Annotated in this window: 19 protein-coding genes; 6 read left to right on the top strand and 13 right to left on the bottom strand. The window is 69.6% G+C overall.

The genetic code is table 11. The features are described 5' to 3' along the window. Positions 1–4: 4 nt before the first annotated feature. From ACPPVT_RS05065 to ACPPVT_RS05090, 6 genes are all read right to left on the bottom strand, one after another. A complete protein-coding gene (locus ACPPVT_RS05065) occupies positions 5–751 on the bottom strand; it encodes an SDR family NAD(P)-dependent oxidoreductase (protein WP_426565939.1) in 747 nt (248 codons plus the stop codon). Positions 752–763: 12 nt separating this feature from the next. Then, positions 764–1,600, bottom strand: coding sequence for a fumarylacetoacetate hydrolase family protein (locus ACPPVT_RS05070; RefSeq protein ID WP_426565940.1), 837 nt, complete (start codon positions 1,598–1,600; stop codon positions 764–766). 11 nt (positions 1,601–1,611) lie between these two features. Further along, entirely contained in the window at positions 1,612–2,637 is a 1,026-nt protein-coding gene (locus ACPPVT_RS05075; RefSeq protein ID WP_426565941.1) for an ABC transporter permease, read from the bottom strand. After that, the gene (locus ACPPVT_RS05080; protein ID WP_426565942.1) at positions 2,630–4,162 is read right to left on the bottom strand and encodes a sugar ABC transporter ATP-binding protein; all 1,533 of its coding nucleotides are present in this window, start codon (positions 4,160–4,162) and stop codon (positions 2,630–2,632) included. The genes ACPPVT_RS05075 and ACPPVT_RS05080 overlap by 8 nt, the downstream gene beginning before the upstream one ends. Positions 4,163–4,195: 33 nt before the next feature. Next, complete coding sequence (locus tag ACPPVT_RS05085) at positions 4,196–5,266, bottom strand: sugar ABC transporter substrate-binding protein (RefSeq protein ID WP_426565943.1); 1,071 nt, start codon at positions 5,264–5,266, stop codon at positions 4,196–4,198. A gap of 68 nt (positions 5,267–5,334) precedes the next feature. Then, complete coding sequence (locus ACPPVT_RS05090; RefSeq protein WP_426567056.1) at positions 5,335–6,648, bottom strand: enolase C-terminal domain-like protein; 1,314 nt, start codon at positions 6,646–6,648, stop codon at positions 5,335–5,337. A gap of 327 nt (positions 6,649–6,975) precedes the next feature. Here ACPPVT_RS05090 and ACPPVT_RS05095 point away from each other — a divergent pair, with 327 nt between their 5' ends. Further along, positions 6,976–7,650 carry a FadR/GntR family transcriptional regulator gene (locus tag ACPPVT_RS05095; RefSeq protein ID WP_426565944.1) on the top strand — a complete coding sequence of 225 codons (675 nt, stop codon included), beginning with the start codon at positions 6,976–6,978 and terminating at the stop codon, positions 7,648–7,650. A 12-nt stretch (positions 7,651–7,662) separates the two neighbouring features. Here the strand turns inward: ACPPVT_RS05095 and phaZ are convergent, their stop codons facing one another. The 4 genes from phaZ to ACPPVT_RS05115 are packed head-to-tail and all read right to left on the bottom strand — an operon-like array spanning position 7,663 to position 12,872. Further along, positions 7,663–8,475 carry a poly(3-hydroxyalkanoate) depolymerase gene (gene phaZ / locus ACPPVT_RS05100; RefSeq protein WP_426565945.1) on the bottom strand — a complete coding sequence of 271 codons (813 nt, stop codon included), beginning with the start codon at positions 8,473–8,475 and terminating at the stop codon, positions 7,663–7,665. A gap of 11 nt (positions 8,476–8,486) precedes the next feature. Further along, entirely contained in the window at positions 8,487–9,671 is a 1,185-nt protein-coding gene (locus ACPPVT_RS05105; protein WP_426565946.1) for an acyl-CoA dehydrogenase family protein, read from the bottom strand. A 7-nt stretch (positions 9,672–9,678) separates the two neighbouring features. Beyond that, entirely contained in the window at positions 9,679–11,367 is a 1,689-nt protein-coding gene (locus ACPPVT_RS05110; RefSeq protein ID WP_426565947.1) for a PHA/PHB synthase family protein, read from the bottom strand. Continuing rightward, positions 11,364–12,872, bottom strand: coding sequence for a long-chain-fatty-acid--CoA ligase (locus tag ACPPVT_RS05115; RefSeq protein ID WP_426565948.1), 1,509 nt, complete (start codon positions 12,870–12,872; stop codon positions 11,364–11,366). Before ACPPVT_RS05115 ends, ACPPVT_RS05110 begins: the two co-directional genes overlap by 4 nt. A 149-nt stretch (positions 12,873–13,021) precedes the next feature. Between ACPPVT_RS05115 and ACPPVT_RS05120 the strand changes: the two genes are divergently transcribed. Beyond that, positions 13,022–14,242, top strand: coding sequence for a PucR family transcriptional regulator (locus ACPPVT_RS05120; protein WP_426565949.1), 1,221 nt, complete (start codon positions 13,022–13,024; stop codon positions 14,240–14,242). Between the two features lie 13 nt (positions 14,243–14,255). Here the strand turns inward: ACPPVT_RS05120 and ACPPVT_RS05125 are convergent, their stop codons facing one another. Next, complete coding sequence (locus ACPPVT_RS05125) at positions 14,256–14,666, bottom strand: tautomerase family protein (RefSeq protein WP_426565950.1); 411 nt, start codon at positions 14,664–14,666, stop codon at positions 14,256–14,258. A gap of 109 nt (positions 14,667–14,775) precedes the next feature. Between ACPPVT_RS05125 and ACPPVT_RS05130 the strand changes: the two genes are divergently transcribed. Further along, on the top strand, positions 14,776–15,327 hold the full coding sequence (locus ACPPVT_RS05130) for a TetR/AcrR family transcriptional regulator (RefSeq protein ID WP_426565951.1): 552 nt from the start codon (positions 14,776–14,778) through the stop codon (positions 15,325–15,327). 131 nt (positions 15,328–15,458) lie between these two features. Continuing rightward, positions 15,459–17,555: a thioredoxin domain-containing protein gene (locus ACPPVT_RS05135; protein ID WP_426565952.1), complete on the top strand. Its 2,097-nt coding sequence runs from the start codon at positions 15,459–15,461 to the stop codon at positions 17,553–17,555. Here the strand turns inward: ACPPVT_RS05135 and trhA are convergent. Further along, positions 17,552–18,229, bottom strand: a complete 678-nt coding sequence (gene trhA, locus ACPPVT_RS05140) for a PAQR family membrane homeostasis protein TrhA (protein WP_426567057.1) — start codon at positions 18,227–18,229, stop codon at positions 17,552–17,554. The genes ACPPVT_RS05135 and trhA overlap by 4 nt on opposite strands. A gap of 250 nt (positions 18,230–18,479) precedes the next feature. Between trhA and ACPPVT_RS05145 the strand changes: the two genes are divergently transcribed. Further along, complete coding sequence (locus ACPPVT_RS05145; protein WP_426565953.1) at positions 18,480–19,262, top strand: isoprenyl transferase; 783 nt, start codon at positions 18,480–18,482, stop codon at positions 19,260–19,262. Positions 19,263–19,386: 124 nt separating this feature from the next. Here ACPPVT_RS05145 and ACPPVT_RS05150 read toward each other — a convergent pair whose 3' ends face one another. Next, positions 19,387–21,711: a putative bifunctional diguanylate cyclase/phosphodiesterase gene (locus ACPPVT_RS05150; protein ID WP_426565954.1), complete on the bottom strand. Its 2,325-nt coding sequence runs from the start codon at positions 21,709–21,711 to the stop codon at positions 19,387–19,389. Positions 21,712–22,074: 363 nt separating this feature from the next. Here ACPPVT_RS05150 and ACPPVT_RS05155 point away from each other — a divergent pair, with 363 nt between their 5' ends. Further along, complete coding sequence (locus ACPPVT_RS05155; protein ID WP_426567058.1) at positions 22,075–23,307, top strand: PhoH family protein; 1,233 nt, start codon at positions 22,075–22,077, stop codon at positions 23,305–23,307. The last annotated feature ends 373 nt before the right edge of the window (positions 23,308–23,680 follow it).

Genomic DNA, 23,680 nt, shown 5'->3' on the forward strand with positions numbered 1-23,680 from the left:
GGGTTCACGCCTTCGGTCGAAGCCGTAGCCCGGCCATGCCACCGTCGACGGCCAGCGTCGTCCCAGTCGTGGATCCCGAAGCGGGCGAGGCGAGGAAGACGATCGCAGCGGCCACCTGCTCGGCGGAGACGAGCTTGCCATGCGGTTGCCGAGCCTCGAGGGCTGCCCGCTCAGCGGCAGGATCGTCGGCGGCGGCGAGCAGCCGCGCGACCCACGGAGTGTCGGCCGTACCCGGGTTGACGGCGTTGACCCGGATGCCCTCGCGGACCAGGTCCGCAGCCATGGCCAGGGTGGCGGACAGGACGGCCCCCTTGCTGGCGGAGTAGAGCACCCGGTTCGGCAGGCCGGCCGTTGCGGCGATCGAGCAGGTGTTGACGATCGCGGCCCGGCTGGACGAGCGCAACGACGGCAGCGCGGCCCGGGTGACCCGGACGAGGCCCTGCACGTTGACGTCCAGGACCCTGCGCCACTCGTCGTCGTCGTTGTCCGCCACCCCACCCTGAGCGCCGATCCCGGCGTTGTTGACCAGGATGTCGAGCCCACCGAGGCGTTCGACGGCGGCCGCCACCGCCCGGCGCACCGCGGCATCGTCGGTGACGTCGGCCCGTTCGCTCCAGAGGTCGTCGGGGTCGATCTCGCGGTCGATGACGACGACGCTTGCACCTTCGTCTCGCATCAGCTCGACGGTGGCGGCCCCGATCCCGGAGGCGCCGCCGGTGACGATCGCCCGCAGGCCGTCGACCATTCTCATCTGCTCGTCCTTTCAGGCATCTACGAAGGTCTGGCGTTGGCGCCCGAGTCCGTCGATCTCCACCTCGACGACGTCGCCGGCCCGCAGGTAGGGCGTGTCCGGCAGACCCAGGGCGACGCCGGCGGGCGTTCCGGTGTTGATGACATCGCCGGGCTCCAGGACCATGAACTGGCTGATGTACCAGACGAGGTGGTCGACGCCGAAGACCATGTCCGCCGTCGTCCCGTCCTGCCGAAGCCGACCGTTCACCCAGAGCCGGAGAGCGAGTGACTGCGGGTCCGGGACCTCGTCGGCCGTGACGAACCAGGGCCCGAGCGGGTTGAACGTGTCGCAGTTCTTCCCCTTGTCCCACTGGCCGCCACGTTCGAGCTGGAACGCCCGCTCGGACACGTCGTTGGACACCGCGTACCCAGCGACGTGGGCCCGCGCCTGCTCGGGGGCGTCGAGGTAGTGCGCTCGGCGGCCGATCACGACCGCGAGCTCAACCTCCCAGTCCGTCTTCGTCGAACCGCGCGGGATGCGCACGTCGTCGTCCGGACCGACGATCGTCTGCGGGGTCTTCAGGAACAGGATCGGCTCGGCCGGGATCGGCGCCCCGGTCTCCGCCGCGTGGTCGCGATAGTTGAGCCCGACGCAGACGATCTTGCGAGTGCCGGCCAGGGGCGGCCCGAACCGTTCCACCGCAACGACTTCCGGCAGTCCGTCAAGGTCCGGGGCTAGGTCGGGCAGGGCAGCGAGAAAGGCACCGTCGACGTCCGCGGTGAGCGGGCTCAGGTCCCGCCAGCTCCCGTCGTCCCGCGCGATGATCGGTCGTTCCCGGCCCGGTGGGCCGTGTCTGGCGATGCGCATCCTGGTTCCTCTCAGTCCTGGGCCCGGCCGGTCACGACGCGCTGGACGATCAGTACGGCCAGGATGATCGCTCCGTTGAGGAAGTCGAACCACTCACCGCTGACCCCGGCGAAGGTGAGCACGTTCTGCACCAGGTACAGCAGCAGGATGCCGGTGAACGCACCGACCAGGGAACCCCGGCCGCCGTTGAGACTGACCCCACCGATCACAGCGGCGGCGAAGACGGTGAAGATCGCACCGGAACCCTGGCTCGACGCCACCGACGCAAGGTGACCAGAGAGCATGATTCCGCTCAGCGCGGCGATCAGACTGGCCAGCACGAACACCAGTGCGACCGTCCGGTCGGTGCGAATTCCGGCGGCGCGCGCGGCCTCCGCGTTGCCACCGATGGCGAACAGCGACCGCCCGGCGCGCAGGTAGCGCAGCGCGAGCACCCCCACCGCGTAGGCGAGCACGCACACCCAGATGGCCGATGGGATCCCGAACCAGTTGGCCGTGCCGAGATAGGTCATCGAGCCGCTCATACCGAAGAACGTCTGCCCGGAGGAGATCCCGGTGAGCAGTCCGCGCAACGTGATGAGCATGCCGAGGGTGACGATGAAGGCGTTCAGGCCGAGACCGACGATCAGCAGGGCGTTCACCGCGCCGACGGCCAGTCCGACGACCAGAGCGATGGGAACAGCCCACTGCGGCGGCACCAGATCGAGGCCGTGGTTGATGCCCTTGGGCAGGGTGAGCCACGCGGCGACGCCGGGAGCAAGACCCACCGTCGACTCCAGCGACAGGTCCATCTTCCCGCTGATCAGCACCAGCGCCTCGGCCAGCACCAGCAACCCGATCCACGACATCGACACGAGGACGTCGGTGAGGTTGGTGCGGGTCAGGAAGCTGGGTGAAACGAAGGCGCCCACGATCACGATGAGCACGATCGGCGGCAGCAGCGCGAGATCGCGCAACCGGGCCAGCGCCAGCCGACGGGACACCCTGGTCGAGGGCGCCCGGGCCGGACTGGTCCTAGTGTCCCGGGTCTCAGTCATCACCGAACTCGACTCCTTCCATGCTCGAGACGAGCTCACGGTCGTCCCAGCTTCCGGTCATCTCGGCCACGAGCCGCCCGCGGAACATCACGAGGACCCGATGGCAGTACCGCAGGTCCTCGAGGTCGTCGGTGACGACCAGAACCCCCGCGCCGTTCTCGGCCGCTCGAACGGCCGCCTGCATGAGTGACTCCTTGGATCGGACGTCGACCCCCGCCGTAGGCGCCATCAGCACCAGGACGCGGGGGTCGTCGGCGATCGCGCGCCCGGCCACCACCTTCTGCTGGTTGCCGCCCGACAGCTCTCCCGCCGGCTGATCCGGCCGCGGCGGCACGATGTCGAGCCGACGGATCAGCTCGGTCGCCACCTCGGTGCGCCGCTTCGTACTGAGCAGACCGCCTCGGCCCAGGCGGTGCGGCACGGTCATCGTGACGTTCTCGGCGATGCTCAGACCCTCGACGAACCCGTCGGCGTGCCGGTCCTGGGGGACGAAGCCGATCCCGGCGGCCAGCGCTCGCGGCACGCTGCCCAAGCGTTGTGGGCGGCCACTGACGGTGATGTCCCCCTGTCGGGGACGGCGAAGGCCGACGATCGACTCCGCGACCCCGAACTTGCCACTGCCGCCGTTTCCAGCCAGGCCGACGATCTCGCCGGCGCGAACGTCGAACGAGATGTCGTCGAACGTCTCGTCCGTCAAGGACCGCACCGAGAGGATGGCGTCATCGGCCGTCGGCGCAGGTGGACGGTGATCGACCGCCGAGGCCACCTTCTCGCCGGTCATCGCCTCGACGACCTGGGTGTGCGTGATGTCCTCGATCGCGTCCGACCGGATGTAGCGGGCGTCTCGGAAGACGGTCACCGACTGACAGATGTCGAAGATCTCCTGCAGGTGGTGGCTGATGAACAGGAACGTCACGCCTTGGCGCTGCAGGTTCCGAATCCGCTCGAACAGTGACGCGATCCCGGCTGCGTCCAACCGGGCGGTCGGCTCGTCCAGGATCACGAACCGCGCCCCGAACGACAGTGCCCGGGCGATCTCCAGCAGCTGACGCTGCTCGACGTTGAGGTCGCCGGCCTCCAACCGAGGGTCGACGTCGATGTTCCAGTCCGCCAGCAGTCGCTCACTGCGAGTGCGAAGCTCGCGCCAGCTGATGGGCCGTCTCGGCTCGGCCTGCCGGCCGAGGAAGAGGTTCTCGGCCACGGTGAGCTCGTCGATGACAGTGAGCTTCTGGTACACGCAGGCGACCGTCGAGCGCCACGCCAGCCGGTCGGCCAAAGCCGGCGCGGGTCGGCCGTTGAACTCGACCGTCCCGCTGTCGGCCGCCTGCAGGCCGGTCAGGATGGACACCAGCGTCGACTTGCCAGCTCCGTTGCGACCCACCAACGCATGCACCTGCCCGGGTTGCACCGTCAGCTGGACGTCGTTGAGCGCCTGGGTGGCACCGAAACGTTTGCCGACTCCGCTCACCGCGGCTACGGGCGCGATGGCGCCCGTAGCCGCGGATGATGCCGCGTTCGCTGTCATACATGGCCTCTCGTGGTCGTCTCGTCGGTCAGTTCAGCCGATCTGGTTGCCCCACAGGCTCTGGTCGGTGACCGCGACCGAGTCGGGGAACTTGCCGTCGACGGTCACCAGCGGCGCCGGGATCTGGTCCTCCAAGATCCCGGGGCTCACCTGTACGATCTTGCCCCCGTGACCATCGTCACCGGGCGCGAACGTCTTGCCCTGGATCGCCGCCTTGACGTAATCCAGTGCGTACTTCGCGTACAGATCGGCCGGCTGCGAGACGGTGGCGTCCATCTGGCCGGCCTTGATGGCCTGGAACTCGGCCGGTACGCCGTCGTTGGACACGATGACGATGTGGGCCGGGTCGCCGGGCGGCTTGAGCAGGTTCTTCTGCTTGAGCGCCTGCAGGGTCGAGGGCAGGTAGATGCTCGCTTGCATGTAGATCGCGTTGATCGTGTTCCCGGCCAGCACGGCGTTGAGCTTGGACACCGCCGTCGGGGGATCCCACTTGGTCGGTTCGGCGAACACGGTGATGCCCGGGTAGCTGGCCTTCATGCACTCGTTGAACGCCTCGCTGCGGTCCCGGCCGTTGATCGAGGCCAGGTCGCCCTCGAACATGACGACCTTGCCCTTGCCCTTCAGCGTCTCACCGATGTACTTGCAGGCCTTCTCGCCGTAGGCGCGGTTGTCGGCCCGCACGACCATGAAGACCTTGCCGCTGTCCGGACGGGTGTCCACCGACACGACGGGAATCTTCTTGGCCTCGAGCTGGGCGAGCGTCGGGATGACCGCTGCGGTGTCCTGCGGGGCGATCACCACGCCCTTGACACCCTGGGCGATCAGCGTCTGGACGTTGTCCGCCAGCTTGCTGATGTCGTTCTGCGAGTTGGTGGTCTTGATGTCCACGCCGACGGTCTTGGCCATCTCTGGCACGTACTTGATGTAAGCGTTCCAGAAGTCGGAGTCGGAGCGGGGGTAGTCGACGCCGACCAGCGGCGTTGCCGACCCGGCGCCGGCGCCGCTGGCGGAGTCCGACCCATCCGTGCTGGACCCGCACGCGGTGGCCGCGAAGCTGGCCAACAGCACCGCAGTGGTGGCGGTTACTGCCATCTTGAGTCGCATTGTTCTCCTTCGGGTGACGGCCAGGGCGGCCGCGGGGTGGGGTTGGAAAGCACTCGTTCGGGGCGGGGTCAGCGGGCTGCCCAGACCTCGCCTTCGGGATATCGGTTGGTCCGCAAGGTCTCCTGGTGGACCTGAGCGCTCGATCCGGGCAGGACCGGGGCGGCGTAGCGTCCGCCGGAGACGCGGACCGGCTCGACGAAGTGCTCGTGCAGGTGGTCGACGAACTCCAACCATCGCCCGTCGGTGGAACCGCTGACCGCGACGTAGTCGAACATCGCCAGGTGCTGCACGACCTCGCAGAGCCCCACGCCACCGGCGTGCGGGCAGACCGGGACGCCGAACTTGGCGGCCAGCACGAGGATCGCCAGGTTCTCGTTGACCCCGGCGACGCGGCAGGCGTCGATCTGGCACACGTCGATCGCGCCGCTGGCCAGCAGCTGTTTGAACATGACCCGGTTTGCCACGTGCTCACCACTGGCCACCAGGACCGGCGCGACCGCCTCGGCGATGCGCCGGTGGCCGAGCACGTCATCGGGACTGGTCGGCTCCTCGATCCACCGGATCCCGTAGGGCGTCAGGCGACGCACGTTCTCGATGGCCTCGTCGACCTCCCACGCCTGGTTCGCATCCACCGAGAGGACCACGTCCGGGCCGACGAGCCGGCGCACCAGCGCCACCCGGCGCTCGTCGTCGACGATGTCGGCGCCCACCTTGAGCTTGAGGTGGGTGAACCCGTCGCGCAGCGCCTCACCGACCAGCCGGGTGACCTTGTCGTCGCTGTAGCCGAGCCAGCCGGCCGAGGTCGTGTAGGCGGGATAGCCGTCGGCCAGCAACGCGTCGATCCGCTGCTGCTTGCCCTCCGCGGCCGCGGTCAGGATGTCAAGCGCCTCCTCGCGGGTCAGGACGTCGGTGAGGTGGCGGAAGTCGATCAGGTCGACCAGCTCGTGCGGCGACAGGTCTCCCAGCAACCGCCACAGCGGTTTGCCCTCGCGCCGAGCTCGCAGGTCCCAGATGGCGTTGACCACCGCGCCGATCGCCATGTGCACCACGCCCTTCTCGGGCCCCAGCCAACGCAGCTGGCTGTCGTGCACCAGCCGTCGCCACAGGCCACCGAGGTCGGCCAGCGTGCTGTCGACGTCCAAGCCGGTGACCAGACGCTCGACCGCGCGGATGGCTGCGACGGCCACCTCGTTTCCGCGGCCGATGGTGAACACGAACCCGAAGCCGGACTCGCCGCCCGAGGTGTGCAGGACGACGTAGGCCGCCGAGTAGTCCGGGTCCGGGTTCATCGCGTCGGAGCCGTCGAGCTCGAGTGAGGTCGGGAAGCGGACGTCGACGAGCTCGAACTCGGTGAACGCCGACGACACGGAGCTGGACGGCATATAGCCGACCGTGACGGCCCCGTCCAGGTCGGCCGGGATGGTCGCGCTCGGTGTCTCGCGGTCTGACACGTCAGCCCTTTCGTTCGATGAACCCATTGCTCCGATGTCTACCCCCCGACCGATCGCCGCCTTGGCCCAAGAGTGGCCTCAGGCGGTCGTCTGAGGAGAGAAGACATCCGATGTCTCGGCACAGTTATAGACCACCCACCCTCGGCTGTAAAGACCCGATGTCTGGCGTGTTTCAGTTGCGCGTCGACGGCACGATGCAGCACACTTCATCCGCGCCAGCAGTTCAGCGCGTCATCAGACATCGGAGGGGTAGCTCGGATGGCCGTCACGGACGAGGCAATCGACAAGCTGAAGGGCATGATCGCCAGCGGCGAGCTCAAACCCGGTCAGCGGTTGCCCCGCGAGGCAGACCTGGCTACCGGCCTCGGCTTGTCCCGCAGCTCGCTCCGCGAGGCCGTGCGGGTCCTGTCGGTGCTGCGCATCCTGGACGTCCGGCAAGGCGACGGCACCTACATCTCCAGCCTGTCGACGGAGTCGTTGGTCGAGACCCTCAGCTTCATCGCCGACTTTCACCAGGACTCCTCGGTGCTGCACATGCTCGAGGTCCGTCGCATCCTGGAGCCGGCCGCCAGCTCACGCGCAGCGCGGTTCGCGAGTGCCGTCGAGGTCGCTTCGCTCCTGGAGATCCTCGACCGAGCCACCCCGGAGTCGCCGGTGGAGGAGCTGGTCAGCGCGGACATCGAGTTCCACCGGGCCATTGCCGTCGCCTCGCGCAACCCGGTGCTCGCCTCGCTCATCGAGAGCCTGTCGGGCCCGACGCAGCGCGCCCGCATCTGGCGCGGCATGACCGAAGAGGGAGCGCTCGCCCGCACGCTCGCCGAGCACCGCGCCATCTTCGAGGCCATCCAGGCGCACGACCCCGAGCTCGCCGAGGCCACCTCCCGCGTCCACGTCGGTGGAGTCGAGTCCTGGCTGCGCCGCACCCTCGACTGATCGCACCGACCGCTACGTGCGCGGCGCACGCAGGAACTGTGAGACCAGCGGGCCGAGCTCGTCCGCGGAGGTCACCAGGCCGAGGTGACCGTCTGCGAAGACATGCACTGTGGCGTGCGGGAGCAGCCGCCGCATGATGTGCGCGTTGACCAGCGGGATGATGGGATCGTCATTGCCAGCGAGAATCAGGGTCTGTTGCCTGATCAGGGGCAGCGCGGGCAGGCTCGTCCAGCCGGCGCCGGCCAGGAGCTGGAACAGGTAGCCGGTCCGCGACCCGATCCGGGACTGCTCGTAGATCAGGTGTCGCACCTCTTCTGGGCTCTCACGCATCCGGCCGCCGTACAGGTCTGCGGCGATGTCCCTGGCGTAGGCCGGGTCGCGGTAGCGGCGGGGGGTGAGCATCTTGCTCAGCACGGAGAACCCGCCGGGCACCATGAGCATGCCGGTGCCTGTGCTCGCCAGGACCAGGCGTCGGCAGCGGCGGGGATTCTGGAAAGCCAACTGTTGGGCGAGTGCACCGCCCCACGAGATGCCGAGCACGTCGAACCGGTCGTAGCCGAGCTGCTCCAGCAGCCTCGTTGCGAAGCAGGCGAGCAGCGAGAAGCGGTAGGGCAGCTTCGGACTTCCGGAGCCGCCCGCGCCGGGGACGTCGAACCGGACCACCTCGATCCGGGGGTCGAGGTGGTCGACGAACGGCTGCAGCACGTCGAGCCCGGCGCCGAGGCCGTTGCACAGCAGGAGCGGTGGTCCCGGTTCGCTACCCGGGCGGACCGAGACCCGTACCTCGTGGCCGAGCACGTGTTTCCATTGCAGCTGAGTGGGCATGGGGCTCGACCTCAGGAGAAGGCGCCGACACCGGTGATGTCCCGGCCGACGATCAGGGTCTGGATGGTCTCGGTTCCCTCATAGGTGTGTAGCGCCTCCATGTCGGCCATGTGTCGCATGACGTGAAAGTCGAGCAGGATCCCGTTGCCTCCCAGTAGGTCGCGTGCCTCGGCGATGACCTCGCGGGCCCTACGGGTGTTGTTCATCTTGGCGATCGCAGCGATCGTGTCGGTCAGGCTGCCTTCCTCGATGAGGCGGCCGAGCCGGAGGCAGTAGAGCTGCATCGAGCAGACCTCGGCGAGCATCTTGACCAGCTTGTCCTGCACGATCTGGAAGCTGACGAGTGGCTTGCCGAACTGGGTCCGCTCGGTGCAGTAGCCCAGCGCGATCTCGTACCCGGCGGTGGCATGCCCGAGGGCACCCCAGGCCACGGCGTTCCGGGTGCCGGCCAGCACGCGGGCGGTGTCGCGGAAGCTGTTCGCCTCTGGGAGCCGGTTTGCTTCCGACACCTCGACACCAGTGAGTGTGATCTCGGCCTGCCAAACCGCGCGGAGCGAGACCTTGCCGTCGATCCGGCGGGCGTCGTACCCGGGCGTGCCGGGCTCGACGAGGAACCCCTTGACCTGGCCGTCGGCGACGTCGCGTGCCCAGACGACGACGACGTCCGCGACCGTGCCGTTGCCGATCCACTTCTTCCGACCGTCGAGCACCCAGGTGTCGCCGTCACGCCGCGCCGTGGTCTCGAGGCCGACGGAGTCGGATCCGTGGTCGGGCTCGGTCAGGGCGAACGCCCCGAGGGCGTCGACGTCCGCCATCTTCGGCAGCCACCGTGCTTTCTGCTCCTCAGAGCCGAGCATCGCGATCGACTGCATGGCCAGCCCGGCCTGAACCCCGAGGAAAGTGCCAAGGCTGCCGTCGCCGCGGTTGAGCTCGAGATGCACCAGGCCGGTGGCGATGGGACTCATCGGCGGGCAGCCGTAGCCGGCGATCCCGTCTCCGACCAGCCCGAGCTCGCCGAGTCGGCGGACCAGCTCACGGGGGAACTCCGCGCGCTCCCAGAAGCCGTTGATCACGGGCAGCACCTCGTCGTCGACGAAGTGCCGGGCACGGTTCCAGTATTCGCGCTCCTCCGGCGTCAACTGGTCGCCGATCTTGAAGAAGTCGGTCCCGCGGGCCCGGGCGATGTTCTCAAACATGGTTGCCTCACTTGTCCATCACGTAGGTGCCGGGGGCCCCGGCGAGCACGGGCAGTCGGACCGAGCCCAGGTCTGTGGGCGCGGGGACCAGTTCGCCACAGCGTGCGTTCAGCCATTCGCCGATGTCGGCCCACCAGGTGCCTTGATGGGTCTCGGCGCCATTGAGCCATGCTTTCGGGTCAGCGGTCTCGTCGTTGTTGGTGTGGTAGGTCGCCTTGGGGTTGCCGGGCGGGTTCACCAGTGCGGCGATGTGGCCGCTGGTCGACAGGACGAACCGGGTGGTTCCGCCGAACAGCTGGGTGGTGCGGTAGCAGTTCTCCCACGGTGTGATGTGGTCGGCGATGCCGGCAGCCACGTAGGAGTCGACGGTGATTCTGCCCAGGTCGATCGGGACGCCGAGCACGGTGATCCCCTGCGGCCGGGTCAGTGAGTTGTCTACGGCGATGTCGACGAAGTCGGCGTGCAGGCCAGCGGTCATCCGGGTGGTGTCGGAGTTCCAGAACAGGATGTCGAAGGCTGGCGGCCGTCTGCCGAGCAGGTAGTTGTTCACCCAGTAGTTCCAGATCAGGTCGCCAGGTCGCAGCCAGGCGAAGACCTCCGCGAGCGCACGGCCGTCGAGGTATCCCTTGCGGGCCGAGCGTTGCTTGGCCAGGGTGGCCAGCCGCGGGTCGGTCAGCGCGGAGACCGTGCCTGCGTCGTGGTTGTCGATGACGGTGACCGCGAGGCAGACGGCGGCCAGTCGGTCCTGCCGTCCGATGCCTGCGAGGTACGCCGCTGCGATGCTGGCCAGGATGCCCCCGGAGCAGATGCCGCCGAGCACCGTGGTGGCCGAGCCGCTGATCTCCTCGACGGCGTCGAGGGCGTCGAGGATCGCGCGGACGTAGGTGTCGATGTTCCAGTCGGCATGCCGGGCGTCCGGGTTGCGCCAGGAGATGACGAACATCTGCCGGCCGTGCTGGACGCTGTACTCCACCAGGCTGCGTCCAGGTGCAAGGTCGATGGCGTAGAACTTGTTGATGGTCGGCGGCACTACGAGCACGGGCACCTCGTACACCTCCTCGCTCTGCGGCTGATACTGGATCAGCTCCAGGACCTCGTTGTGGAAGACCACCGCGCCAGGGGTGGCGGCGACGTTCTCGCCGAGCACGAAGCCGCTGGTGTCGACCATCTCCGGGATCCGGGGCGACGAGGCGAGGTCCTTGACCAGCTGGCTCCCGCCGCGTACCAGGCTCAGCCCGGCAGTGTCGATGACGGCCTTCGCCGAGGCCGGGTTGACGAGTGGAAAGTTGCTCGGTGCGAGGGCTTCGACGAGATTCTCGAGCAGGAAGCCCACCCGCTTGCGGTCGCGGGGGTCGAGGTCGGCGTCGGTCACGAGCTGATCGAGGGTATGTCCGCCGGCGAGGTAGAGCTGGACCAGCCGTTCGAGCAGCGGGTTGTCGGTCCAGGCGGCATCAGTGAACCGGCGGTCACCGCGCCTGGGTGTGACAGTGGAGGTGCCAGCCACGATCCGGCCTGCCTCGGCGCCAAGACCGCCCAGTCTGCGGGCGGTGTTGCGGGGTCGTCGGGCTAGCGAGGCCGCCCACTTGGCGGTGGACCGGTCGGGTAGGAAGCGGCGTGCCGGCGTCAGGGCCGCGTCGACGAGGAGGACGTCGAGCGGTGTCGCGTCATCGGCGAGCTGGCTGCTGGTCGTGCTCATCGCGTGGTCTCCTCGATGGTGACGGGCGGGACGATCTCTCGCTTCAGCACCTTGCCGGTGGGACCGAGGGGCAGGGCGTCGACGAACCAGACGCGACGCGGGTACTTGTACGCCGCGACCTGGGCCTTCACGAAGTCGCGCAGCTCGGCTTCACTGACTGTCGCGCCGGGTCGCAGGGCGACTGCGGCACCGACCTCCTCGCCCAGCTCGACGTGCGGGATGCCGACGACCGCCGCCGCCGCGACATCAGGGTGCTCGTAGAGCACCTCCTCGATCTCACGCGGGTAGATGTTGAAGCCGCCGCGGATGATCAGGTCCTTCATCCGGTCGACGATGAAGTAGAAGCCGTCTTCGTCGACGCGGCCCATGTCACCAGTTCGGAACCAGCCCTCGCGGTCGAGAACGTCGGCGGTGGCCTCGGGCTTGTGCCAATAGCCTTTCATCACGTTGTGGCCGCGGATCGAGATCTCGCCGACGTCGCCATTCGTCACCGGAGTGCCGTCCTTGGCCAGGACCTGCATCGGCACACCGGTAACCGGGTAGCCGATCGAGCCCGGCCTGCGGTTCGGGCCGGAGCGGTTGAAGGAGGCGACCGGCGAGGTTTCCGAGAGGCCGTAGCCCTCGAGCACCTCGCAGCCGAACTTCTCCTCGAACCGGTGCAGCACCTCGACAGGCAGCGCGGCGCCTCCTGAGATGCAGGTGCGCAGATCGGGCAGCCGTGGAGCCTCCTCGAGGCCGACCAGAGCGGCATACATCGTGGGGACGCCGGCGAAGACAGTGACGCCGTACGTCGCCGACAGCTCGGCCGCCGCGGCTGCGTTGAACCGGGGCAGCAGCAGCAATGTGGCGCCGGCGGCCATCGACACGTTCAGGGTGCAGGTCTGGCCGAAGGAGTGAAACAGCGGAAGCCCGCCGAAGACCAGGTCGTCCCCGGTCAGCTGCACCAGGTCGGACTGGGTGACCTCGGCGTTGCTGACCAGGTTTGCATGGGTGAGCTCCGCACCCTTCGGCTGGCCGGTGGTTCCAGAGGTGTAGAGGACCACCGCGGTGTCTTCAGCCGCGCGGTCGACCACGGTGTCCACCCGGTCCTGATCGCTCAGCAGCTTGGCGAAGGAGTCGGGCTCGACGACGATCGTGCTCGTGCCGACATCCTCCGGCAGGGCTTTGACGACCTCGTCGGCGGCGGCCGGCGACGCGAAGACGACCCGGGCCTGCGAGTCCGAGAGGTAGTAGGCGATCTCGCGGGCCTTCAGCAAAGGGTTCATGGGGACGACCACTGCGCCGACCCGGAGCACTCCGTAGTAGACCAAGGCGAACTCGGGGACGTTGGGCAACATGACCGCGACCCGGTCACCAGGAGTGACGCCGTTGGCGACGAGCAGGCCGGCGACCCGCTCGCTGGCCTCGGCCAGCTGCTGATAGCTGATGGTCTGCTCGTTGAGGCGAAGGGCGATGTGGTCGGGGCGGGTGGCGGCGGTGTCGGTGAAGAGCCGGGCTAGGTTCATGGTGGGTCCTGGGTTGAGTCGGGCGTTGGGAATGGCGTGCTGGGACCTCCAGCGTCGATCCCGCACCCCTTGGAGCGCTTCGGCCCCGGGCCTCGACTTCCGGACGTCGCGACTGTGCACGTGCACAACGCGGGGCTAGGTTGGCGGCCATGGCTGGTCCCATCGCCGCTCCCGGCCCGGACGTCGCGCCCGAGGTCCGCGAGCTGAGTCGGCGGCTTCTGCCCGAGGCCGACATGCTCGGCGCGCAGATGGCGGAACGAGTGCGGGTGGAGATTCCGCTGTACGCAGACGGCGAGCTCGTCCCTCACGAGCAGTTGATCGCGTCGTGCTGTGACAACACGCGGTTCGTGCTCGGCCAGCTGGCTGATGCGCCCCACGTCAGCATCGACGCGCCGCGGGCCACCGGGACGGCCAGGGCCGAGCAGGGTGTTCCCTATGCCGCGGTCCTGCAGGCCTTCCGTGTGGGCGGACGGTTCATCTGGGAGCTCCTCGTCGAGCGGGCCGACCCCGAGGCCCACGACGTGCTGCTACTCGCGGCGGCGGACATCTGGGCCGTGAGCGATGAGTTGTCGAGCCAGGTGACGGATGCCTATCGCACGGCCCTGGCCGACAAGGTGCGGCGCGACGGCCAGATGAGGGCGGTGCTGGTGAGCAGCCTCCTCGACGGTGACTCCGCCGCGGCCGAGGAGCTGATGGAGTCTGCCAGCGCGTTGCACCTGCCGCGCAGCGGCGAGTTCGCCGTCGTCTCGGCCGAGTGCGCTGCCCCCGGCGCCGAGGCGCTTGCGGACGTCGAAGGTGTGCTGCGTCGGCACAACGTCACCGGGGTCTGGCGCCTGGATCACGAGTACCACGACGGGCTAGTCGAGCTGCGGCCGGGCTTTGGGGTGCAGCAGCTGGTCGAGGAGCTGACCGGACTGGCGCGGGGTCGGGTCGGCGTGAGCTCGGTGTTCCATGGGCTGGCTAACGCTCCAGACGCAAGACGCCAGGCGCGGCTGGCCTGCACCGCCGCGGCCCCGTCATCTCGTGACGTCGTGCGGTGCGACCAGCATCCGCTCGCGGTGCTCCTGGCCGGCGCGCCGGACCAGGCCGCCGCCCTTGCTGGTGCCGTTGTCGGTCGTGTGCTCGAGCTGCCCCGTGACGACCGGGCGGTGATGATGCACACCGTACGCATCTGGCTTGCCGCGGACGGCTCGAGCTCGCGTGCCGCAGAGCAGCTGCATCTGCATCGCAACACCGTCCGGTACCGGCTGCGCCGATTCGAGGAGATGACTGGGCGCGACCTGGCCAAACCGGTCGACGCCGCCGAGGTCTTCGTCGCTCTCGAATGTGTGCGGATACTCGGCCTCGACACCGAGCGCGCGACTCGTTGAGCCACAGCCAGAGCTAGCCGGCGAGCTCCTTGCGAGCCCGTGTGACGAGCTCTTCGTTGGTGTAGGCGTGACCGGAGATGCCCCACCCGCCGTCGTAGGTCTCGGTCAGAAGCACCCAGGTCCGGTCGGTCAGTCCAGGGTCTCCAGCGGCCGCAGCCACCACGTCCGTCAGTTGGCGGACGGCGGCGAGCTGCTTGTCGCGGTCCAGGGCGCCGGCGTTGGTGAGCACCTGGACACGGACCCGGTCGTCGTCGCCGTCGACGTTCGACAGGGCGGTGTCGTGCACGAAGGCAGCCGTGTTCTGTCGGAACAGTGCGATCGGCGGGACGCCCTCGAGCTCCATCAAGGTGCGGGCCAGCTCGGTTGCGAGGGCTTTCGGGTCGGTGAAGGTCCCGGGGCGCGCATAGACGTCGATCATCGGCATGGTGCCACCTCCAGAAGTATGGTGGTCGGCATAGTAGGCAGGAAAGTATGCAGGTGTACATAGTTGATGGCTGGAGGCCGGGTTGGCGAAGGGTGAGGTTCGGGCTCGGATGGTGGCCGGCGCGGTCCGTCTGCTGGCCACGCAGGGACCGCCAGGGGCTTCGTTCGGCGACGTCCTGAAGGAGACGGGTGCGGCCCGAGGGTCCACGTACCACCATTTTCCGGGCGGCAAGGAGGAGCTGTACCGGGCGGCGCTCGACCTGGCCAGTGACCGAGCCCTGCGCGCGCTCGAGCCGGTGCGCGGCCAACCTGCCGATGTCGTGGTCGAGCGGTTCTTCGCCATGTGGCGCGCTCTGCTCACCGAGACCGACCTTCGGGCCGGCTGCGCCGTGCTGGCGGTCGCCGTCGCCGGCGAGCCGGCGCAGATCCGTGACGACGCCGGGCAGATCTTCCGCAGCTGGCAGAGTCACCTGGAGTCGTTGTTCGTCGAGGGTGGCCTGACGCCGACCAAGGCACGGTCGCTCGCCGCACTGACCATGACCTCGGCTGAGGGCGCGGTCGCCATCGCTCGCGCCGAGCGGGACCTGGAGACCTTCGAGCTGGTGGCTCAGCAGGTCCTGACCATCACACGGCAGTCCATGCCCGTCGCGAAACGCATCTGAGTAGGTCGCTCAGGGAAGGGACCGTTCCCGCACCTGAGCGCGGGTCAGGAAGATGTGCTCTGCTGAGTTCAGGTCGCCGGTCGACTTACAGCGAACATCACTGGTTCGGAGAACGGGAGGCCAGCCGTCTGATGAACCGCCTCGCCTCAGCTACTAGCCCGTACCTGCTGCAGCACAAGGACAATCCCGTCGACTGGCAGGAGTGGGGTCCCGAGGCGTTCGAGGAGGCCCGCCGTCGCGACGTGCCGATCCTGCTGAGCGTCGGCTACGCGTCCTGCCACTGGTGCCACGTGATGGCCCACGAGTCCTTCGAGGACGAGCAGACGGCCGCCGAGCTGAACGCGGCCTTCGTGTCGATCAAGGTGGACCGCGAGGAGCGCCCCGACGTGGACGCCGTCTACATGGAAGCCACGGTTGCGCTGACCGGTCATGGCGGCTGGCCGATGACCGTGCTGCTCACTCCGGACGGCACCGTGTTCCACGCCGGCACCTACTACCCGCCCACGGCCCGGCAGGGGATGGCGTCCTTCCGCCAGCTGATCGCCGCGGCGAGCGAGGCGTGGCGCGAGCGACGACACGAGGTCGAGGGTGCCAGCGCCAGGATCACCGAGGCGCTGACCGGCCAGCGCGCCGGGCAGGCGAGCGCGTCTGCGGATGCCGCGCCGCCCGGGCCGGCCGACCTCGAGGGCTGGGTGCGCGCCCTGGCCGAGCAGCACGACCGGGTCCACGGCGGGTTCGGTGGCGCACCGAAGTTCCCGCCGTCCATGGTCCTGGAGTGGCTGCTCCGCCATGCTGCGCGCACCGGCACCCAGCCAGGTGCCAGCGGCGCCATCGCGCTCGACCTGGCCGCGAACACGTTGCGGCACATGGCGTCCAGCGGCACCTACGACCAGCTCGAAGGCGGCTTCGCCCGGTACAGCGTGGACGCCGCCTGGGTGGTGCCGCACTTCGAGAAGATGCTCTACGACAACGCGTTGCTGGCCCGGGTCTACCTGCACTGGTGGCGGCTGACCGGCGACCCGCTGGGCCGCCGGATCGCCCTGGAGACCTGCGACTTCCTGCTGCACCGCTTGGGCACCGCGGAAGGAGGGCTGGCCAGCGCGCTGGATGCCGACACCCCGACCGGCGACGGCGGGCACGGCGTCGAGGGGCTGACGTACGTGTGGACGCCGGCCGAGCTGGTCGAGGTGCTCGGCCAGGACGACGGGGTGTGGGCGGCCCGCGCCTTCGGGGTCACCGAGGCCGGCACCTTCGAGCACGGCACCTCGACCCTGCGGCTGCTCGTCGACGTGGACGCACCCGACGCCGACCCGGCCACCGTGCAGCGTTGGCAGGACGTCCGCGCCCGGCTGCGCAGCCCCCGGGCCGGACGCCCCCAGCCCGTGCGTGACGACAAGGTGGTCGCGGCCTGGAACGGACTTGCCGTCGCATCGCTGGCCGAGACCGGTGCCCTGCTGGACCGCCCCGACCTGGTCGAGGCCGCTCGCCGGGCGGCATCCCTGCTGCTCGACGTGCACGTGGTCGACGGACGGCTGCGCCGGGTCTCGCTCGGCGGAGTGGCCGGCGACCCGTCAGGAACGCTGGAGGACCAGGGCGACCTGGTCGAGGGGTTGCTGGCGCTGTACGCGGTCACTGGTGAGCGGCGGTGGTCCGATGCGTCGTCCGAGCTCGTCGCCGCACTGCTGGAACGGTTCTGGGACGTCGGGACCGGTCTCAGCGACACCCCGCTGGACGACCCGGACCCACTGCTCGCCCACGCCGGCACCCGACGTCCGGCCGATCCGGGGGACAACGCCTACCCGTCCGGGGTGGCCGCGGCCGCGGGTGCCCTGCTGTCCTGGGCGGCGCTGAGCGGCGACGCCACGGCCCGCGACGTGGCCGAGAGCGCGCTCGCGGTCACCGCCCGGATCGCCGCGACGTCACCGCGCTTCGCCGGCTGGGGGCTGGCCGTCGCCGAGGCCGCTCTGGACGGTCCGCGCGAGGTGGCGGTGGTGGGTGGGTGGGACGACTCTGCGACGTCCCAGCTGTGGCAGGTCGCGCTCAACGGGACCGCTCCCGGTCTCGTGGTGGCCGTGGGGGAGTCGGGCGCCCCGCCTGCGGTGCCGTTGCTCGAGCAGCGCGGGACGGCCGGCACTGGGGCCCTTGCCTATCCCTGCCGGGGGATGGTCTGCGACCTGCCGACGTCCGATCCCGAGGTGCTGCGCCGCTTCGTCCGCAGGCCTGGCTAGGCGGGGTGCGAGTACACCGCGAAGGACACCGCGATGTAGTGCACGACGAAGGCCGCGACGGTGCACGCGTGGAAGAGCTCGTGGAAGCCGAACCAACGCGGGCTGAGGTTCGGCCGCTTGATGCCGTAGATGAGCGCGCCGACGGTGTAGAGCGCGCCGCCGACGATGATCAGCACGATCAGCGCCACGCCACCGCTGTGCAGGAAGGCCGGCATGTAGAACACCGCGACCCAGCCGAGCGCGACGTAGACCGGGGTGTACAGCCAGCGAGGGGCGCCCACCCATAACACCCGGAACAGCACCCCGAGCACGGCGCCGGTCCACACCACGAAGAGCAGGGTGCGGGCCTTGCCGGGTGGCAGCAGCAGCGCCGCGAACGGTGTGTAGCTGCCGGCGATGATCAGGAAGATGTTCGAGTGGTCCATCCGCTTGAGCAGCACGGCCGTGCGCGGTGACCAGTTGCCGCGGTGGTACAGCGCGCTGGTGCCGAAGAGCAGCGCGGCGCTCAGCGTGAAGATCGTGGCGGTGATCCGGCCCGCGGTGCTGGGCGCCAGGGCGATCAGCACGATGCCGGCCGCGACCACCAGCGGGAACGTGCCGGCGTGCAGCCAGCCGCGCAGCTTCGGCTTGACCGCGGCGACGGCCTCGGAGACGACGCTGACGGCCTCGCCCATCGAGTCACCGACGCGCTCGACCTGCTGCTCGAGGCGGTAGCGCACGCCGGACGTCGACGGCTGGTCGGGCGCCGGTGGCAGGTGGCTCATGGCACAACATCCTAACCTACGGTTGCGTAAGTTACTACCGCGTAGCCTAGTGATCCAGGTGAAGATGCCGTGAATCCCGGGCCTCCAGGAACGTCCTGTCCGTCCCGATCCACCATACGGGAGTAGCGTGACCGAGGCCGCCTGATCAGGCAGGTGGATCATGAATGACGAAGGGGCAGCAGTGGGTTTGCGCAACCTCGTCTATGGCGTCTACGAGCGCCGGCTGGCGGCGTCCCTCGCTCCGACCGCGATCCCTCGGCACGTCGGCGTGATCGTCGACGGCAACCGGCGATGGGCACGTGCGGCCGGTGCCGGCTCGGCCGTCGGGCACGCCGCCGGGGCGGACAACATGGAGCGCCTGCTGCAGTGGTGCGACGAGGTCGGCGTCGAGGTCGTCACCCTGTGGCTGCTGTCCACCGACAACTTCAACCGGCCACCCGAAGAGCTCGCCGCCCTGATGCCGATCATCGAGGACCTCACTGAGCGGATCGCCGCGACCGGCCGCTGGCGGGTGCACCCGGTGGGCGCGCTCGACCTGCTGCCGGACGACACCCAGCGCACGCTCAAGGAGCTGGACGAGCGGACCCGCCACATCAGCGGGCGGACCGTCAACGCGGCGATCGGCTACGGCGGCCGACGCGAGATCGCCGACGCCGTCCGCTCCCTGATGAAGGAGCACGCGGCCAAGGGCACCTCGATCGAGGAGCTCGCCGAGATCCTGGACGTCGAGCACATCAGCGAGCACCTCTACACCCGTGGCCAGCCCGACCCCGACCTGGTGATCCGCACCTCGGGCGAGCAGCGACTCGGCGGTTTCCTGCTCTGGCAGAGCGCGCACAGCGAGTTCTACTTCTGCGAGGCGTACTGGCCGGACTTCCGCAAGGTCGACTTCCTGCGCGCGCTGCGCGCGTACGGCCAGCGCGAGCGTCGCTTCGGCACCTGACGTCCGGCGCCCAGCGCACCGTGTGGCGTCGATGAGGTACGCGAACCCGGGGTGATCACACCGTGCTCGCGTACCTCATCGGGTCACACGTCGAGGCTGCTGGAGCCGGCCGGCGCCACGGTGCTCAGCCCGCGGCACGCACCGTGCGGGCCGCCTCGCGACGCAGGGTGGCCAGCACCTCCTCGAGCGGCTGCGGCCGGGCGTACAGGTAGCCCTGGCCGTCCGCGCAACCGGCCAGCCGCAGGACGTCGGCCTGCGACTCACGCTCGATGCCCTCGGCGACGACGTCCAGCTCCAGCGCGGAGGCCATCACCAGGATGGCGTCGACCAGGGCTCGCGAGCGCGGCAGGTGGTCGATGTCGCGCACGAACGAGCGGTCGATCTTGACCACGCCGACCGGCAGGTGCTGCAGGTAGCCGATCGAGGAGAAGCCGACCCCGAAGTCGTCGATGGACAGCCGGGCGCCGGCCGCGGTCAGGTCGTCCAGGGTCGCTGCGGTGTGCGGGTCGTCCTGGACCAGCACGGTCTCGGTCATCTCCAGCACCAGCCGGGAGTCGCCGAACGCGGCTACCGCGGCGCCGACCTGCGGCAGGAAGTCGGGGTCGTGCAGCTGGTGGGCGGACATGTTCACGGCGAGGTCGATCGGACCGCCGGCGGCTTGCACCAGCGCGGCCGAGTCGGCGACCACCTGGGCCAGCACGCGCCGTCCGAGCGGGACGATCAGCCCGCTGTCCTCGGCTGCCGGGATGAACAGGTCCGGCGGCACCAGCGCTCCGTCGCGGCGCCAGCGCACCAGCGCCTCGACCCCGCCGATCCGGCCGGTGGTCAGGCTGACCACCGGCTGGTAGTGCACGACCAGGTCGCGGTCGATCCCGGTGCGCAGGGCCTCGATCAGCTCCAGACGCAGGATGCGGTCGGTGCGCAGCGAGTCCTCGTAGAGCCGGTACTGGCTCTTGCCCATGCCCTTGGCGCTGTACATGGCCATGTCGGCGTTGCGCATCACCTCGGCGGCGTCGTCCCCGCCGCTGGACAGCACGACACCCACGCTGGTGCTGACCACCACGCCGTGCCCGGCCACGACCGCCTCCCGGCGGACCGCGGTCAGCACCCGCTGGCAGATCTGCTCGAGCTCCTTGACGTCCCAGACCTCGGTGAGCAGGATGGCGAACTCGTCGCCGCCCAGCCGGGCGACGCAGTCGTCCGCGCGGACGGTTGGGGTCAGCCGCTCGGCCACGATGCGCAGCAGCTCGTCGCCGGCCATGTGCCCGAAGCGGTCGTTGACGGACTTGAACCCGTCCAGGTCGAGGTAGAGGACGGCGACCTGGCTGCGGGCGTTCGCGCCGGCCAGCGCCGCCTCGAGCCGCTCGTTGAACTCCACCCGGTTGGGCAGGCCGGTCAGCCCGTCGGTCCGGGCCTGGCGGCCGAGCTGCTCGACCAGGGCGAGCCGGGCGAAGGTCTGCTCGCCGACCCCGGCCAGCGACTCCAGCGCTTGGCGGTCCAGCTCGTTGTCGTTGCTGCCGAGCTGCCCTCGCGGAGCGACGAGCCAGGTGGGCTCGGCGCGTCCGACCACGGGGGCGCCGACCTCCTTCTCGCCGGGTGCGGTGTCCCGGACGCCGGTCTGCGGGCGGTCCAGCACCAGCTCGGCGTGCTCGTCGAGCAGGCCGACCACCTCGCTCGGTGACTCGGCGCCGAAGATCGCCTGGGTGGCCTCGAACAGGCTCTTCAGTCGTCGCCGCTGCTCGGCGTGCCTGCTCAGCGCCTGGCTGGCGATCAGGATGGTGGCCAGCGGCACCCCGAGCAGCAGGCTGGCCCACGGCGGCAGCGCGCGCATCACCAGCCCGGCCAGGTAGCCGAGGCTGTCGATGCCGACGAAGACCAGGCCGGCGAGCACGGCGCTGTTGTGCCGCAGCTGCGACCCGAAGCTGCTGCGCTCCTCGATCGCGACCGAGACGGCCGAGACCAGGTAGTCGAGCATGAAGAACACGACGCAGCCCGCACCGACCGCGACGAGCTCGGCTGGCGACGTCCGCCCGAGGCCGTCGCCGAGCTGCATGACCAGGACCGCAACGGTGCCGCAGATGATCGTGATGGCGATGTTGAACAGCCGGATGTCGAGCCGCTTGCGCTTCCACAGCTGGGTAGCCGCCTGACCGATCGCCCACATGGTCAGTGCGCCGTGGGCATCGCCGAGCACCACGAGCGTGACCAGGACGGCCGACTCGAAGCCCACCTCGATGCCGACGCCGTGCCGGGAGAGCCGCAGCGGGAACTGGGACAGCAGGACGATCAGCGGGACGCCGACCAGGCAGGACAGGAACCAGCGGCTGTCCATGCCGCCGGAGAGGGCAAAGGCGATCGCGGCGCCTGCGCCGAGCGCGGCACCGATGAGCATCACCGCGAGGTCGAAGGCCCAGCTCGCGCTGGACTTCCCCTCGGGAGCAGCCTGCATGACGACGGGTCTCCTGTGGTCGGGGTCGGGCTTCCCCTCGTGCTCACCATCGGTACGTCAGGGCCCCGACTGGAGGGCTGGCGTTCACCCGATCGCTGCGGCGTGTTGGCTCGGGACCGCTCCGTGCGCGGCGTAGCGTCCAACGTGACGGGCCGGCTCCCTGCCAGTCCGTCCGGGAGGCCCACGTGACGCGACCTGCAGGTCGCGGGGAGGGCCGGATCTCGGCCCTCACGGGGGCCCGGTCCCGGCACCTGACCCGCGGACGTGGCCGGGGTGCGACCCCGGCCCAGGGGAGCCCACGTGATCACTGATCGACGGACGTTCGTGCTCGACACCTCCGTGCTGCTGTCCGATCCGCGCGCCATGCTGCGCTTCGCCGAGCACGAGGTCGTGCTGCCGGTGGTGGTCGTGACCGAGCTGGAGGGCAAGCGGCACCACCCGGAGCTCGGCTACTTCGCTCGCACCGCGCTGCGCCTGCTGGACGACCTGCGGGTCAAGCACGGTCGGCTGGACGCTCCCCTGCAGCTGGACGACGGCGGCACCCTGCGGGTCGAGCTGAACCACACCGACGCGACGACACTGCCGGCCGGCTTCCGGCTGGCTGACAACGACACCCGCATCCTGGCGGTGGCCAAGAACCTCGCCGACGAGGGTGCCCAGGTGACCCTGGTCAGCAAGGACCTGCCGCTGCGCGTCAAGGCGTCAGCGGTCGGTCTGGTCGCCGAGGAGTACCGGGCCGAGCTGGCCGTGGACACCGGCTGGACCGGGATGGCCGAGCTCGAGGTCACCGCGGACGACGTGGCGACGCTGTACGACGAGGGCCACCTGGACCTGGCCGCGGCCGCGGACCTGCCCTGCCACACCGGCGTGGTGCTGGTCTCCGAGCGGGGCAGCGGGCTGGGGCGGACCACCCCGGACAAGCAGGTCCGCCTGGTGCGCGGCGACCGTGACGCGTTCGGGCTGCACGGGCGCAGCGCCGAGCAGCGGATCGCCCTGGACATGCTGCTGGATCCCGACATCGGCATCCTCAGCCTCGGCGGGCGGGCCGGCACCGGCAAGAGCGCGCTGGCTCTGTGCGCCGGGCTGGAGGCCGTGATGGAGCGGCGCCAGCACCGCAAGGTCATCGTCTTCCGACCGCTGTACGCCGTCGGCGGCCAGGACCTCGGCTACCTGCCGGGCACCGAGGCCGAGAAGATGGGCCCGTGGGGCCAGGCCGTGTTCGACACCCTCGGCGCGCTGATCAGCAGTGAGGTCGTCGAGGAGGTCATGGACCGCGGCATGCTCGAGGTGCTGCCGCTGACCCACATCCGAGGTCGCTCGCTGCACGACGCCTTCGTGATCGTCGACGAGGCCCAGTCGCTGGAGCGCAACGTGCTGCTCACCGTGCTCAGCCGGGTCGGGCAGAACTCCAAGGTCGTGCTCACCCACGATGTCGCGCAGCGGGACAACCTGCGGGTGGGCCGGCACGACGGCGTCGCGGCGGTCATCGAGGCGCTCAAGGGTCACCCGCTGTTCGCGCACGTCACGCTGACCCGCTCCGAGCGCTCGCCGATCGCGGCTCTGGTCACGGACCTGCTCGAGGGGCTCGAGGTCTGAGCCACCCTCACCCGTCGTCCATGAACTTGTGACGCGTTGTCGGGTCTCAGCCCTCGCTGAGACCCCGCCAACGCGTCACGAGTCGTGTCCGAACGTGTGTGACGGGTCACGATCTTGACGTTGCGTGCGCAATTATCACTCTGCGTCGAGCCAGTCGTGATGGTTCTGTGTGCACCGTTTGCGCGCGGTTCGTACCTGTGCGCAGGGTGGTCGACGAACTGAGATCACCCCTGGTCTCGGCTCCCCGGCGCCTACCGGCGTCGTCGGGGCCGTTCGGGCGCCCGTGTGCGCATCCCCTGGGGCGGGCCGTGACGGCGCCGCCCGGCGGGCCCGGACCGGGGTGACGCAGACCGTGCCGCTTCGCACGCGGGGC

This window comes from Angustibacter sp. McL0619, from assembly GCF_049994355.1.
Classification (GTDB): domain Bacteria; phylum Actinomycetota; class Actinomycetes; order Actinomycetales; family Angustibacteraceae; genus Angustibacter.